12 protein-coding genes are annotated in these 13941 nt (G+C 49.4%); 10 read left to right on the forward strand and 2 right to left on the reverse strand.

What is annotated here, in order from left to right; all coding sequences use genetic code 11:
- Window positions 1–19 precede the first annotated feature (19 nt).
- Window positions 20–910, reverse strand: coding sequence for a DMT family transporter (locus tag HNR77_RS10395; RefSeq protein WP_311768602.1), 891 nt, complete (start codon window positions 908–910; stop codon window positions 20–22).
- 200 nt (window positions 911–1110) lie between these two features.
- On the opposite strand from HNR77_RS10395, the gene HNR77_RS10400 reads away from it, so the two are divergent.
- Complete coding sequence (locus HNR77_RS10400) at window positions 1111–2001, forward strand: LysR family transcriptional regulator (protein WP_184183365.1); 891 nt, start codon at window positions 1111–1113, stop codon at window positions 1999–2001.
- A 78-nt stretch (window positions 2002–2079) separates the two neighbouring features.
- Window positions 2080–2262 (forward strand): hypothetical protein, encoded by a 183-nt coding sequence (locus tag HNR77_RS10405; protein ID WP_184183368.1) that lies wholly within the window; start codon window positions 2080–2082, stop codon window positions 2260–2262.
- A gap of 136 nt (window positions 2263–2398) precedes the next feature.
- Here HNR77_RS10405 and bacA read toward each other — a convergent pair whose 3' ends face one another.
- Complete coding sequence (gene bacA / locus HNR77_RS10410; protein WP_184183371.1) at window positions 2399–3211, reverse strand: undecaprenyl-diphosphate phosphatase; 813 nt, start codon at window positions 3209–3211, stop codon at window positions 2399–2401.
- Between the two features lie 221 nt (window positions 3212–3432).
- Here bacA and HNR77_RS10415 point away from each other — a divergent pair, with 221 nt between their 5' ends.
- The 8 genes from HNR77_RS10415 (at window position 3433) to HNR77_RS10450 (ending at window position 13813) form a co-directional block, all read left to right on the forward strand.
- Complete coding sequence (locus HNR77_RS10415) at window positions 3433–4065, forward strand: TetR/AcrR family transcriptional regulator (protein ID WP_184183375.1); 633 nt, start codon at window positions 3433–3435, stop codon at window positions 4063–4065.
- A 140-nt stretch (window positions 4066–4205) separates the two neighbouring features.
- On the forward strand, window positions 4206–5078 hold the full coding sequence (locus tag HNR77_RS10420) for a substrate-binding periplasmic protein (RefSeq protein WP_145405986.1): 873 nt from the start codon (window positions 4206–4208) through the stop codon (window positions 5076–5078).
- A 31-nt stretch (window positions 5079–5109) separates the two neighbouring features.
- Window positions 5110–5754, forward strand: coding sequence for an amino acid ABC transporter permease (locus HNR77_RS10425; RefSeq protein ID WP_184183378.1), 645 nt, complete (start codon window positions 5110–5112; stop codon window positions 5752–5754).
- Window positions 5755–5769: 15 nt separating this feature from the next.
- Entirely contained in the window at window positions 5770–6516 is a 747-nt protein-coding gene (locus HNR77_RS10430; protein ID WP_184183381.1) for an amino acid ABC transporter ATP-binding protein, read from the forward strand.
- 76 nt (window positions 6517–6592) lie between these two features.
- A complete protein-coding gene (locus tag HNR77_RS10435; protein WP_184183384.1) occupies window positions 6593–7015 on the forward strand; it encodes an OsmC family protein in 423 nt (140 codons plus the stop codon).
- Window positions 7016–7250: 235 nt separating this feature from the next.
- Window positions 7251–9041, forward strand: a complete 1791-nt coding sequence (locus tag HNR77_RS10440) for a sensor histidine kinase (protein WP_184183387.1) — start codon at window positions 7251–7253, stop codon at window positions 9039–9041.
- On the forward strand, window positions 9034–10602 hold the full coding sequence (locus HNR77_RS10445) for a response regulator transcription factor (RefSeq protein ID WP_184183389.1): 1569 nt from the start codon (window positions 9034–9036) through the stop codon (window positions 10600–10602). The genes HNR77_RS10440 and HNR77_RS10445 overlap by 8 nt, the downstream gene beginning before the upstream one ends.
- Window positions 10603–10762: 160 nt before the next feature.
- Entirely contained in the window at window positions 10763–13813 is a 3051-nt protein-coding gene (locus HNR77_RS10450; RefSeq protein ID WP_221443795.1) for a sugar-binding domain-containing protein, read from the forward strand.
- The last annotated feature ends 128 nt before the right edge of the window (window positions 13814–13941 follow it).

Here is a 13941-nt window from a genome sequence, read left to right on the forward strand (position 1 = left end):
TAACACTGCTTAACTGCCGTTATAGCTTAACAACTTTACTTCCTTTGGACTTGAGGTTGACAAGCAGAATACTCGCAATAATCATGATCAGTCCGGCAATCAGGTTGACGGTGATCGACTCTCCAAGAAACAGCACACTGCACAGCAGAGCAATTAACGGAATCAGAAAGGTGAAGGAGCCCACCTTGCTGGCTTCCCCGGAACTGACAAGTTTGAAGAACGCAAGCCACCCGAGAGCAATGACAAATACAGAGATGAACAGCATATCCAGCACAAAAGGCAATACCCATTGTATCGCGTTCCAGTTCTCTGTTGCCGTTCCCGTTAACGTCAGAATCACTCCGCCAATTAGAATCGGAATGGCTGTCATCCAGATTCCGTCCACCTTGGCTGAAGTTTTCTTCATATAGATGGTGCCAGCAGTCCAACTGATGGCACTGAACAAACCGAGCATGACACCTTCGGGGGATACTTTGCCAGTCATGCCACCAATGCTGATCGTTGCTACACCTGTAAAGCCAAGCACTAATCCGATGATTTTCATGGCATACATTGTCTCACCCAGCCACAGCCACGCCCCAATGCCAAGCAGAACAGGCTGTAGAAATACGATGGAAGAAAACAGTCCTGCTGGCACTTCGGTCAGACCGACCGTCTGGAAGCCGTAGAAAAAAATGATATTAAGAACAGCAGAGATGGCATAAATGTACCATGTTTTCCGAAACTGAAGTGTGTTGTATCGCGGAAATGCATAAATGCCAAGGACCAGTCCGGCAATCAGCAGCCGCATGCCTGCAAAGAGGAGGGGCGGTGTATAGTTTAAAGCATATTTGGTCAGAGGCCAGTTGATTCCCCACATGAGAACCAGAAAAGCCAAGATCCACCCTGCTTTTGCACGTGATAAAGTCACAAATAATCTCTCCTTCAAGTGATATGGAAAAGCCTGTTTGCCCCACAAGCGCGGCACAGCTCTTAACCTGTATCTATCCGATTCGGATGTTTCTTTGGCCCTGTATCTGCCAGTCGTTGATCGTCCGTGTTCTCCATGATACAATAACAAACGTAATAATTGAAATGCATGTTATTTATAAGGAGCATACCAAAACTGTTATGAACAATTCACAATTGCAGTTGTTTGTTAAAATAGCCGAGACGGGAAGTTTCACACGAGCTGGCCAGGAGATGAATATGACACAGCCTGCGGTCAGCCGTGCTATCTCCGCTCTGGAGAACGAGCTGGACGTATCGCTGATCATTCGGGACCGGCGTAACGGTATTGTGCTGACCGACGTGGGGCAGCGAATACTGGTCATTTTCCGCAGGATTTTACAGCAGTATGATAAGGTGCAGCAGGTTGTTGCCGCTGAGAAGGGACTGGAGATCGGAACGATTCGCATTGGTTCTTTTCCAATGTCCTCGGCCCATCTGCTGCCCAAAATAATTCGATCGATTCGAGATCGTTACCCGCAGATCGAGTTTGAGCTGCATGAAGGCAACATTATGGAGATTCAGCAGTGGCTGAGTTCGCGTGTTATTGATGTTGCTTTAATCATTGCAACGGAGCAGGAGGCGGCAGAGCCAAACTATGAAACAATGCCGCTGTATAACGAAGAAATGCTTGCTGTATTTCATGAGAATGAGACGTTTGCAGATCAGGACATCCTGAATGTGAAAAAGCTGAGCGGGCAGTCAATGATTATCTGCAACGGCGGTTATGAAATGCCCATTGTAGATCTGTTTGCACGTGCAGAAGCGGAGCTGAGCATCGGCTTCATCGTGCATAACGTCAATACATGTCTTAACATGATTGAGCAGGGGCTGGGAACAGCCATATTACCTGCCATCTCGTTATCCTGGCTTCCACCCGGGGTCAGAGCTCTGCCAACGGAGCCCAAAGCCTATCGCCCCGTTGAGCTTGCTGTACCTTCCTTTTCGGAGGCCTCCCCGGCTTCACGTTTGTTTGTGGAAACGGCATTGCAATTGTTTGCACGACCGGAATAAGCGTCTTGTTTAGAATTTGTTCAGTATCGTTCTGTATACTTATAGAACAAACTGAATATTGGAGTGAACAAGAACGTCATGAGCAGAGAGATTTTGGAGGAAATGCATCAATTAAGCCACAATGATGAACGCAGATACCGTTTGCTAATGATTGGTGTCAAACAACTGTTACACGAACAGAAACAGAACAGATATCGCTGGATGGGCAGATTGAAGGAGCGTAAAAAGCTAAGAAGTGTTCAGGCTGATCGATGGGAATAAGGCTCGAACATCCTGAACATGACATGATCTATCAGTTTAATCTACATATGGCATCATATAAAAATGGCGGCCCTGCTTCCTGTGAGGAAGGCAGGGCCGCCATTTTGGTTAAAGCACTGTTCTGATTGATATCAAATTACATCATCAGGATTACAAAGAATACCGCTGCCAGTACAAAGCGATAGATAGCGAAGACCGTCAGACTCAATCTTTTCAAAATAGAGAGGAACGTCTTGATCGCCAGCATAGCCACGATAAACGCAGCAATAAAACCGATGGCAAAGATGACAAAATCATCGCTGTTCAGATGATTGATGCTTTTGTACAGGTCATATCCTGTAGCACCAATCATAATTGGCACAGACACAAGGAAGGTGAACTCTGCCGCAGCTACCCGGCTGATGCCGGCAAACAGACCGCCTGAGATCGTGGAGCCGGAACGGGAGAAGCCTGGCCACAACGCCAAAATTTGAAACACACCTACGGCAAATGCTTGCTTGTAGGTAATATCGTCAACATCATGGGTTGTGATGCGTGAGCTTTTACGGCTCCAGCGTTCAGCGACGATCATCAATATACCACCAATCACAAGGCTGTACAGTACGGTTTCCGGACCAAACAGGTGCGCTTTGATCCAGTCCCGCAGCACAAGTCCGATGACGACAGCAGGAACCATCGCCAGAATGATATGTCCCAGATTGAGGCGGCGGGAATACGGCCTTTGGCCCCCTGTGAAGCGAAACATATCAATGAATTTGTTCCAGTACAGTACAACAACAGCCAGCACAGCACCCAGCTGCACAACCACCTCAAACGTTTTGACTGACTCGTTGTCCTCTGATAGACCCAGCAGGTGAGCTGTCAGAATCATGTGTCCGGTTGAGGACACGGGCAAAAACTCAGTCAAACCTTCGATGATGCCCATAATAATGGATGATATAAAGTCCAATGTTCTTCCTCCTTGAATTGCAGGTGACAGCCCCTGAAGCCTGTCCTGCTATGACGATGTCTGTTCTTTTTGAACAAGACTATCCTCTATTATGCTCAGATTTGTCCTCTACTTCAACTCTATGCGTGTAACCCGCTTTTTAAAACGATATTGACAAAAGCCTAGTTATCCCATAGGATATACATTAACTGACTGACTAATCAATCGGGAGGCATTCAGGTATGACGAAAATAAACGGTTTGGAGCCCGGAGAAGAGCGTCGGGACCAGATTATACGCATAGCAATGGAGCGATTTGCAACGCAAGGGTATCATCAGACGAAAATTTCCGATATCGTTCGTGAAGCCGGAGTCGCTCAAGGAACGTTTTACTGGCATTTCAAGAGCAAGGAAGCTATTGCCTCGGAGATATTGGTAACAGGCAAGGAGGAATTGCTTGAGTCGATCGGACAAGGGTATCGCAAGGATGCCGGATCGGTTGAGGATATGGTGAAGGCGTCGGAGAAGCTGTTCACTGACCTGTTCACCTTTGCTGCGGAGAATCGGTACTTTATGGAGCTGCTGCTCAAGGGAATCGTGACCGAAAGCTCCGTTAAGAAGCTGGTTGAAGAAACACGCAATGCGGTGGAAACAGCGTTTCGCCACAACATGGAGCGTGCAATTGAACTGGGCATGCTGCCGGCAGATATGAATGTTCCGCTGCGAGCAGCACTGCTTGTAAGCATGATCGAAGGTATGATCTCGCGTTGGTTATTCGGCTCGGCGGAGCTGCACAGCCGATTCCCGGAGATGGACGCTGCCGCTCTGGCGGCAGAGGCGGCAAGCTTTGAGTTTTACGGCCTGCTCGGTACATAGATGTCAGCAAAGTCAGTGGTTTTATTTTTCACGCAAACAGGTAAAAGGTACACATCACACTTCTTCACATGATTAAGCCAGTCACAGGGAATAATGGAATCACCAAGAGAACATAAGATGAATGAGAGGAAGTTAACGTCATGAATAACACATATGGATCGAAAATTCGCAAAGGGTGGTCCCTCACCGCTATTCTGCTCATGGTTGTGCTTGTACTTAGCGCATGCGGCAGCAAGGCTGCGGATAATGGGAATACGAATGCTGGCAATACAAACAATGCAGCCCAGTCTGGCGGCAACGAACTGGAGCAGATTAAATCAGCAGGTGTGATCAAGGTTGGTATGATGGGCACGTATCGTCCGTACAACTTCCTGAATGACAAGAAGGAAATGGACGGCTTTGATGCCGATATCGCGCGTGAAGTGGCGAAACGTCTGGGTGTGAAGGTGGAATTTGTATCTCAGGAATTCTCGGGTCTGACACCGAGTCTGCAAGCGAAAAAGCTGGATGCCATTATCAGCCAAATGACGATTACCGATGATCGTAAAAAAGTGCTGGATTTCAGTGATCCATACATCACGAACCAGGTCAAAATTATCGTCAAAGAAGATAACAACGATATTACAAAGCTCGAAGATTTCAAAGGTAAAACGATTGGTGTAGGCTTGGGCACAAACGATGAAACATACCTGCGCAATGAGGTGCTGCCGAAAGTCGGAGATTTTACAATTAAAACGTACGATGATGTCATTTCATCCCTGAAAGACCTGAATGCAGGTCGTATAGATGCAACGATTAACAACCTTTATGCTTTGAAACCTATCGTTGATGCGAATGGATTCAAAATCAAAGCTGTAGGCGAAGCCATCAAGAGTGACCAGGCAGGGATCGCAGTGCGTAAGGACAACCCTGAGCTTGTAGCTGCACTGAACGATGCGTTGAAAGGCATGAAGGATGACGGTACGTACAATACGATTTTCAAAAAATGGTTTGGTGAAGAGCCTGCGCAATAATGAACCGGCAAGGCGAAGGGAAGTTTGATCCATGGAACTGGTATTTGAGAACATCCCCTTCTTTCTGAAGGGGGCTTATTATACGCTTTATGTTACGGTGATCTCCATGTTTTTTGCCTTTATCATCGGGGTGCTGATTGCCATTGCCCGTCTCAAAGGGCCGATGTGGTTAAGGCTGATCGCCAGATTTTATGTATCCATCATGCGGGGCACCCCGCTGCTGGTGCAATTATTCGTTATTTATTACGGGCTTGTCGACTATGGTGTAACGCTCGGTTCGCTTACGGCCGCTTGTCTGGGGCTTAGTTTGAATGCCGGAGCGTTTCTGTCCGAGACGTTCCGCGGGGCGATTCAGGCTGTGCCGAAAGGGCAGACAGAAGCGGCATATGCAACCGGCATGACGCCAGCACAGGCGATGAGACGGATTATTTTCCCGCAGGCGGTGCGTATTGCCATTCCACCGATGGGCAATACCTTTATCGGCATGCTGAAGGAAACATCGCTGGTGGCGGCGATCGGTGTTACGGAGCTGCTGCGTTCCGCACAGCTTCTGGTATCCCAGTATGCGCTGAACATGCCATTTTATCTGGCGATCGGAGTCATTTACTGGATCATGAGCATCGGCTTCTCGGCCATTCTGGAGCAAGTGGAGCGCCGGCTGGCCCGGGCTTACTAGAGGGGGAGAGAAGCGATGATTACAACAAAAGGACTGACCAAACGTTTTCAAAATCATGAAGTACTGACCAATATCGATATGCATGTGGATGCCAAAGATATTGTTGTACTGCTAGGTCCGAGCGGCTCAGGCAAAAGCACACTGCTTCGCTGTCTCAATGGACTCGAACAGTTGTCCGGCGGACAGATTGAAGTGAACGGCATTGTGGTAAACAGCGCAGATCCGCTGCGCGTTCAGCGTGCCCGGGTACTGGAGATACGACGCCAGACCGGCATGGTGTTCCAGCAGTTTAACCTGTATCCGCACAAGACGGTGCTTGGCAATGTGATGGAGGGTCTTGTGACGGTGAAAAAAATCAAACGGGACGAAGCCGCCGAACGTGGACGGCTTCTGCTGGATCGTGTAGGTCTGTCGGATAAGCAGGACGCTTATCCTTCCCGTTTATCCGGCGGACAGCAGCAGCGTGTAGCGATTGCACGGGCACTGGCAATGGAGCCGGAAGTGATGCTGTTTGACGAGCCGACCTCGGCCCTTGACCCTGAGCTGGTGGGAGAGGTTCTCTCGGTCATGAAAGAGCTGGCACAGGATGGTATGACGATGCTGGTCGTGACACATGAGCTCAAATTTGCCCGCAATGTGGCGAACAAAATTGTCTTTATGGCGGATGGCTCCATTGTGGAGACGGCGAGCCCGGAGACCTTTTTCGAACATCCCGCACAAGAGCGCACACGCCAGTTCCTGCGGCAGATTACGGAATTTTAAAATCACCCAGTGATTGGAAGGTAATTCTGTCATCGGAGTGTGTGTGTAAACACTATAGAGAAAGAAGGATAACATCATGAATGTAACGACGGTATGGAAAGGCAAACGCGCGTTTACCTCTGAAGGACCTTCAGGCTACGCTGTAGGCATGGATGCTACGGCAGCTTATGGTGGAGATAGCCAGGGGGCAACACCGATGGAGCTGCTGCTGGCTGGACTCAGCGGCTGTATGGGGATTGATATTACGATGATTCTGGATGCTTTTCTGGACAAAATTGACTCAATCGAAATCGAAGCGCAAGGTACTCGCAGTGAAGACATGCCCAAAGGCTTCACATCCATTGATCTGATCTTTAAAGTAGACGGCGACATCCCGGATTACCGGATCTGGAAAGCCATTCAGATGGCTGAAGAGAAATACTGTGCCGTTTCCGCATCTCTGAGCGCAGATATTCATCCGAAGCTGATTCTGAATGGTGTCAGCACACCTCGTCCTTAACAGACACGTATAATCGCATATAGTTCTGTTCGGTTCAATTACAGAATGCTTAAAGGCACTTCCAATCACGGGAGTGCCTTTTTTGCATTAACAACTCAATCCTGTATCTCCTTTTTTATGTCAGATCGAATGTTGGCGGTTATGTGGTATGATGGATGCGCAGGTACGCACAGGCAGGCCTGCTGCTGATCATTCCGAGTTGTAAGCGCTTATACAGATGACGGAAGGTGCAGATATGATAAAACGGCTGATTCGAATTACAAACGACCTCAAATTAAAGCATAAATTGCTTATTTCCTATGTGCTTGTTGTCATGATACCCGTGCTCATTATCGGTCTCGCGGTCACAAGTTACTTCCGTCAGCAGGCACTGGATAATGCGATTGGGCAGACCATCATCAATGTGGACAAAATCAAAAGCCAGACAGCCACGATGCTGCGTGTGCCTACTGATATCTCCAATATGCTTATGTTTAATACCGATCTCAAGGAGATCGTGAATCGGCGGTACAAGAGTGTGGTGGAGCTGACCTCGGCATATCTCGCCTATAAGGATTTTCAGGAATATCGGCGGTTGTATCGTGAAGTTGCCGGCATTCGATTTTACTCGACGAATCCGACCTTGATTAACAATCTTGAATTTATCCCGGTCAATGAGCGCACCAAGGAGAGTTACTGGTACAAGGAGGCGTTGAAAACAACGAGCATTGGCTGGTTTTATATCCCTGGCAACGAAGACAATCCGGTTCACCGGCTTAGTCTGGTTCGTAAGGTTCCTTTTGCCGAGTATAAAACCGAAGGTGTGCTGATGATTGTGATCAATCAGGAGGAGCTTAACGGTTTGCTGCGTCAGGAGCAGTTTGAGACGTTGATCACGGATGATCAGGGATACGTTGTGGCAGCCAAAAATACCGAACTGGTCGGTAAAACGCTGGACGAGCTTGATTTTGGCGTAGACCTTCAGAGTCAACCGAAGGGCACCATTGAAGCTGATTTTCAGGGGGAACCCTCGAATATTGTGATTGATGAACTGGGCCCGGGATCAAGCTTTAACAAGCTGAAGGTCATCTCGGTATTTGCGACCAAAAACATCGTCAAGGATGCAAACCAGATCAGCCAGATCGGCATGATTTTTATTACGCTTGTGCTGGTGATCGCGCTGCTGCTGGTGTACATTATTTCTTTTCTGACCTCGAACCGACTGCTTCGGCTCAGTAAACATCTGAACAAGCTGGCCCTTGGGGATCTGAACGTTACTTCTCGCATTGACGGAAATGATGAGATCGGGCAATTGTCGCGCCAGTTTAATTATATGGTGAAAAGTATTAACGAACTGATGACTCAGGTGGTCGAAACGACCGAGCAGAACAACCGATTGGAAATCGCGCAGAAAGAGATTAAACTGAAAATGATGGCCAGCCAGATTAATCCCCATTTTTTATTTAATGCTCTGGAATCGATTCGGATGAAGGCTCATATCAAGGGAGAAGCGGAGATTGCGAATATCGTCAGGCTGCTTGGCAAGCTGATGCGCAAGAGTCTGGAGATTGGCAGCGGCAAAACAACGTTCCGGGCGGAGCTGGAAATGGTGCGTTCCTATCTGGAGATTCAGAAATTCCGGTATGGAGACAGACTGGCATTTGAGATTCACCTGGACCCTATGGTGGAGAAGATGTATATCCCGCCGTTGATCATACAGCCGATTGTGGAGAACGCCATTGTGCATGGACTGGAGAACAAAGAAGGACAGGTACAAGTGCATATTCACATCTGTATGAAGGACGGTATGGTTCGAGTGAAAGTGAAGGATGATGGAGCGGGGATCACGCCGGAACGGCTTGCAGAGGTCATACAGTTTGTCAGCGGCCCTGAGGAAGAGGAAAGAAGCCGGATCGGGATGCGCAATGTGCATCAGCGTTTGACTTTGACGTACGGGGACAACTCCGGGTTACAGATTAACAGCGTGTACGGGGAAGGAACAGAGGTTTCTTTCACCTTGCCAGCAGGGGGGAACCAGCATGTATAAAGTATTGTTGGTCGATGATGAACCGAGCATTCGCGAGGGACTGACAACGATTATCGATTGGGAAAAATACAGCTTTCAGGTCATGGCTACTGCCGGAAGCGGGCGCGAGGCCATCGCCTGTTTCAATGAGATGTTGCCTGACCTGACCATTATTGATATACGGATGCCAGGCATGACGGGCCTGGAGGTCATCGAGGAGCTCCGTGTGCAGCATCCGGATGCGCATTTTCTGATTCTGAGCGGTTACGCTGACTTTGACTATGCCAAAAAAGCAATCAGCTTTGGCGTGGACGGTTATCTGCTGAAGCCGGTGGATGAAGATGAGATCATTGCGGAGCTTGAGCGTATTGCTGTGCAGCTTGACCAGGAACGGGAGACGTTGGCTCGCTATGCGGGAGAAGATACGGCCTACAGGGAGCATCAGATTGAAGCGCTGCTGTATGACTCTCTTCAGGGTGAAGGCAGCGTTGAGACGGATAGCCTTGGCCTGCACTGGCCGGAGTATCAAGTCATTTTACTGGAGATTCATGCAGCGCCGGACCTGCAGCGGAGCAATGAAATGAAACGCAAGCTGGTGGAGGCCTTTGATCAGAAGCAGCGGGGCATCGTGTTTTCCTTCCATTCGGGTCTGGGCCTGTTAACACAGGAGGTAGTTGATCAGAATTCCACATCACAGAGCCTTTACGATGAATTGCAGACCTTGCTGGCCGAATGGGATGTGAAGATGTATGCGGCTGCCGGGAAGCCTGTGCAGTCTACTACGGAGATTGCGAGGTCTTATACACAAGCGAGCAGCCTGCTTGCCGAACGTTTCCTGTTCACAGAGCAGCGGATCAAACGCTGGGAAGAAGGCCGAATCTCTCCGCGGGGTGAGCATGAAGACCATTCGGCAGCGGAGGCAGATGGTTTACAGGAGCCTGACGAGGTAGAACTGGCGGACAAGCTGTATTATGCGCTGGATATTCGCAGCAGCGAATCGGTGATGCGTGTGCTGGGAGAGATGGAGGATCGTCTGGTTACGTATTACTGGACAGAGCAGGCAGTCAAAACGGCATTTTCACAAGTGTTCTCACTTGCCTTCAACAAGCTTGCTGCTGCCAATCAGCAGATGCAGTCCATTATGCAGGAACACTCGGTGCTGATTAACGAGGTATACCATCAGTTGACGATAGCTGATCTTATAGCGATGTCGGCAGAACATTTGAACCGTCTGATTCAGCGCATGGGCGGCGGCAGCAAGGACACGGTGATGAAACAGATGATTGAATTCATTCAGCGTAACCCCGGTGAGAATCTGAAGCTGGAGGTGCTGGCCGAGGTGTTTAATTACAACAGCAGTTATTTGGGAAAATTGTTCAAGAACCATACCGGCGAGTATTTTAACGCCTTTCTGGACAAGGTGCGCATCGAAAAAGCCAAGACGCTGCTTGACGAAGGGTTAAAGGTTCATCAGGTCGCTGCAAGAGTGGGATATGCGAACGTGGACTATTTTCACAGTAAATTCAAGAAGTATGTAGGAGAATCCCCTTCAGCGTATAAACAGGCCAGATCGCAGTCTTGACTTGGCCTAAAGGGTTAAGGGCAGCACATGGTGAATAATACGAAGGCTTCATAATATAGTCCATGTACTTCCCGCAATAAGCAATGGTCTAGGCAGGATCTTACACCGTAGACTGATTGTACAGTGTACAAGAGTCCAGATGAAGGGATGGCTGCGGGATATGAATCGACTGGATGTAGCTGCTGCACGTTACACGATAAACTTGAACGGAACCTGGCAGTTCCAGTTGGCTGAGCAGGCTGAAGTAGCGGGGGAAAAGCGAGGCACTCAGCAATACAGTCCCCCGAACCGGCAGGATACCGCATGGAATACAATTCAGGTTCCAGGTTCATGGGAAGAGCAGGGGTACGGGGAAGAGCCGGAATACGCAAGAATGGACACATGGACCAAAATTCGTGAATATGAGGGCTCGGCTTGGTACGCTCAGGATGTTCATATCCCTGCTGATGAAACCGTTGGCTACTATGTATTCAGGCTTCGTGGCGTGCGATGGACTTCCAGGCTGTGGTTCAACGGCGTTGACGCTGGAGAACGGGATAGTCTGCTTACGGAACATACGTGGGAAGTAACGCCTTGGGTCAAGCCGGGAGAGATCAACCGGATCGAAATGTGGGTGGATAATACGATGAAGCTTGCTCTGGCTGGCAGTCATATTCACTCTTTGCATACGGCTACGGCTTGGGGTGGTATTACAGGTGGAGCATTTTTGGAAAGGCTTCCACTATGCCGGGTGCATACGGTTCGAATTGAGCCTGACCTGGATAGCGGCACAATAGAGGTGCAGGGTGCAGTAAGCGTACCTGATCCGTCCGCAGCTGCATCCCTCAAGCTTCAGTTGGATATACAGCATCCGAACGGCACATGGCTCAAGTGTGAGCATCTGGCATTAAAGCACGAACAACGTACATCCGGTGCAGTCCAGCGTGATTACGGGAGTGACAACGATACAGGGCCGGATACGGTGTTGCTGCCATTTTCACAACAGGTTGCACTGGATGCCGAGTATTCCATCACAGATTGGACCGATGAGCATCCTGCCTTGTACAGGGCCGTTATTCGGCTGCAAGAGGCTGAACAAGAACCGGGACAAGGGAAGGAAGCTGAACCGCAACCAAATCCGGGAACAGACCGGGGCCAAGCAGCAGAGCAGGAGCTTGATCGGGTAGAGCAGCGGTTCGGCATGCGTTCGTTTACGGCGAAGGGGAAGCAGCTAGTGCTGAACGGAACGCCCGTTTTTCTGCGCGGCTACGTGGACTGCTGCATCTTTCCGCTGACTGGGTATCCCGTGTGGGAGGTTTCCGACTATGTCCGGCAGTTTCGTATAGCCAAGTCTTACGGGTTCAACCATGTACGATTACACGGGTGGAGTGCGCCTGAACCGTTCTGGGAGGCAGCCGATGAGGTGGGTATGCTGGTACAGGCCGAGCTTCCTCATTGGTCGCGCTTTTTTGAGCAGCGAGATGTTCCTGCTCCTCCTGAAATACGGACATATCTGACCCAGGAGCTGGATCGGCTGCTTGAGACACTACATCGTCACCCTTCCTTTGTGCTGTTCTCCCTTGGCAATGAGCTGATTGGAGCAGATGGACATCCTGAACTAAATGCAATGCTCGACAGAGCAAGGCAGAAGGACCCATCCCGACTGTACACAGACAATACAGGCTTTGGACAGCTTCCAGCACGGGGACGGGAGGCCGACTATTATATTCAATCCTTCAACTGGCACCCGCCGCTGGAATCCGTGCTATCCGCTATGCCTGATACTACGCTGGATTATCATGCAGTTACAAGGCTTGCTTCACAGCCGATTATCGGGCATGAGCATGCGCAGTTTACGATGTATGTTCGTCCTCAGGAGAGGCGGAAGTATACAGGAGTTCTTCGGCCTACGTGGTTAGAGCCTGTTGAAGAATCGCTCTCTCGCAAAGGCATGATGAGCAAGCTGGAGCAGTATCAGCAGGCAACGGGCACACATCTGATGCGATCGCTGAAAGAAGCCATGGAGCGAGTAAGAAGAACATCGGATGCTGCAGGCATTCAGCTGCTGGATATTCGTGATTTTCCAGGGCAGGGCCATGCTACAACCGGTTTTCTGGATGTTTTCTGGGATAGTAAAGGAATTACCACACCGGATGAAGTTAAACAATTCAATGCCGATGTAGTGATACTTCTAGGTTCCAGGGAGCGGACATACTATGCCGGAGAAGCGATTGAAATCGATGTGAGCATATCCCATTATGGCAAAAGGGTGTTAAAGAACGCCGCTGTCCATTGGAGGGTTTTAACAGATGCGGGTGCAGCTGAAGATGAAGTGACACATGCTGAAGGAATGTGGAGGTACGGGGATATCTCATGCGGCTCGGTCATGTCTCTGGGAAGCATTCACGCAAACGCGCCGGGCACGGGTGCAGCTGGATTTCGAGTAGAAGCGGAGCTGCGATGCGATAATGTTTCGGATGCCCATACTCTGGTGGCTCGGAATGATTGGCATGGCTGGTCGTTTCCGATGATGATGCTGGATAGAGAACGTCATGGGGAGATGAGACGGGTCTGGAACACGGTGAAGGAGCTGCAGTCTCTGCTGGTTGACTCGTATGCAGATCGTGTGGACGATGTGGATGGTTACCGTTTATTAAAACAAGGCCAGCATGACCTGGTGATTGTGAAGTCTTTAACTCCTAATGTGCTGGATTATCTCTTGAATGGCGGCAAGGTTTGGCTTATGCCAGCTGCCGAGGATCTGTATGATCCGGTGGAAACGAAATACCTCCCGGTGTTCTGGAATTATCTCATGTTTGCCACGCAGCCTGGAGCTACGATGGGGATGTATATCGAGCAAGGAACGCCGATGCTCGGTGCTTTTCCGCAGGATGGGGCTTCGGACTGGCACTGGTATCATCTGGTGAACGGAACGCCTGCACTATGCCTCGACACCATGCAGGACGTTACACCGCTGATTGAAGTGGTGGATCATTTTCACCGGGCCAAACGGTTGGCGTATGCATTCGAGGCCAGAGCAGGGAAGGGCCGCTTGCTGGTATCCTCTTTTCCTTTTACAGACACATCCTTGATGAAACGACCGGAAACGGCTTTCCTGTTTCAAGAAATGCTGACTTATGTGCGCGGAGAGCAGTTCCAGCCGGAACAATCGATCACATCCGCCCAGTTACTAGGCATGTTCAAGCTTCAACCCATTCAATTTACCTTATAAAAAAGGGAGCATGTTAAGGGACCTGAGAAGGTCTCTTTTTGATGTGCCCTGAAACAAAGGTAAACGATTTCTAAAAAACGTTTTCGAATTATAGTAATTAAAATCATATATTCCTTTATATGTATTCG

This window comes from Paenibacillus sp. JGP012 (assembly GCF_014203995.1).
Taxonomy (GTDB): Bacteria; Bacillota; Bacilli; order Paenibacillales; family Paenibacillaceae; genus Paenibacillus; species Paenibacillus silvae.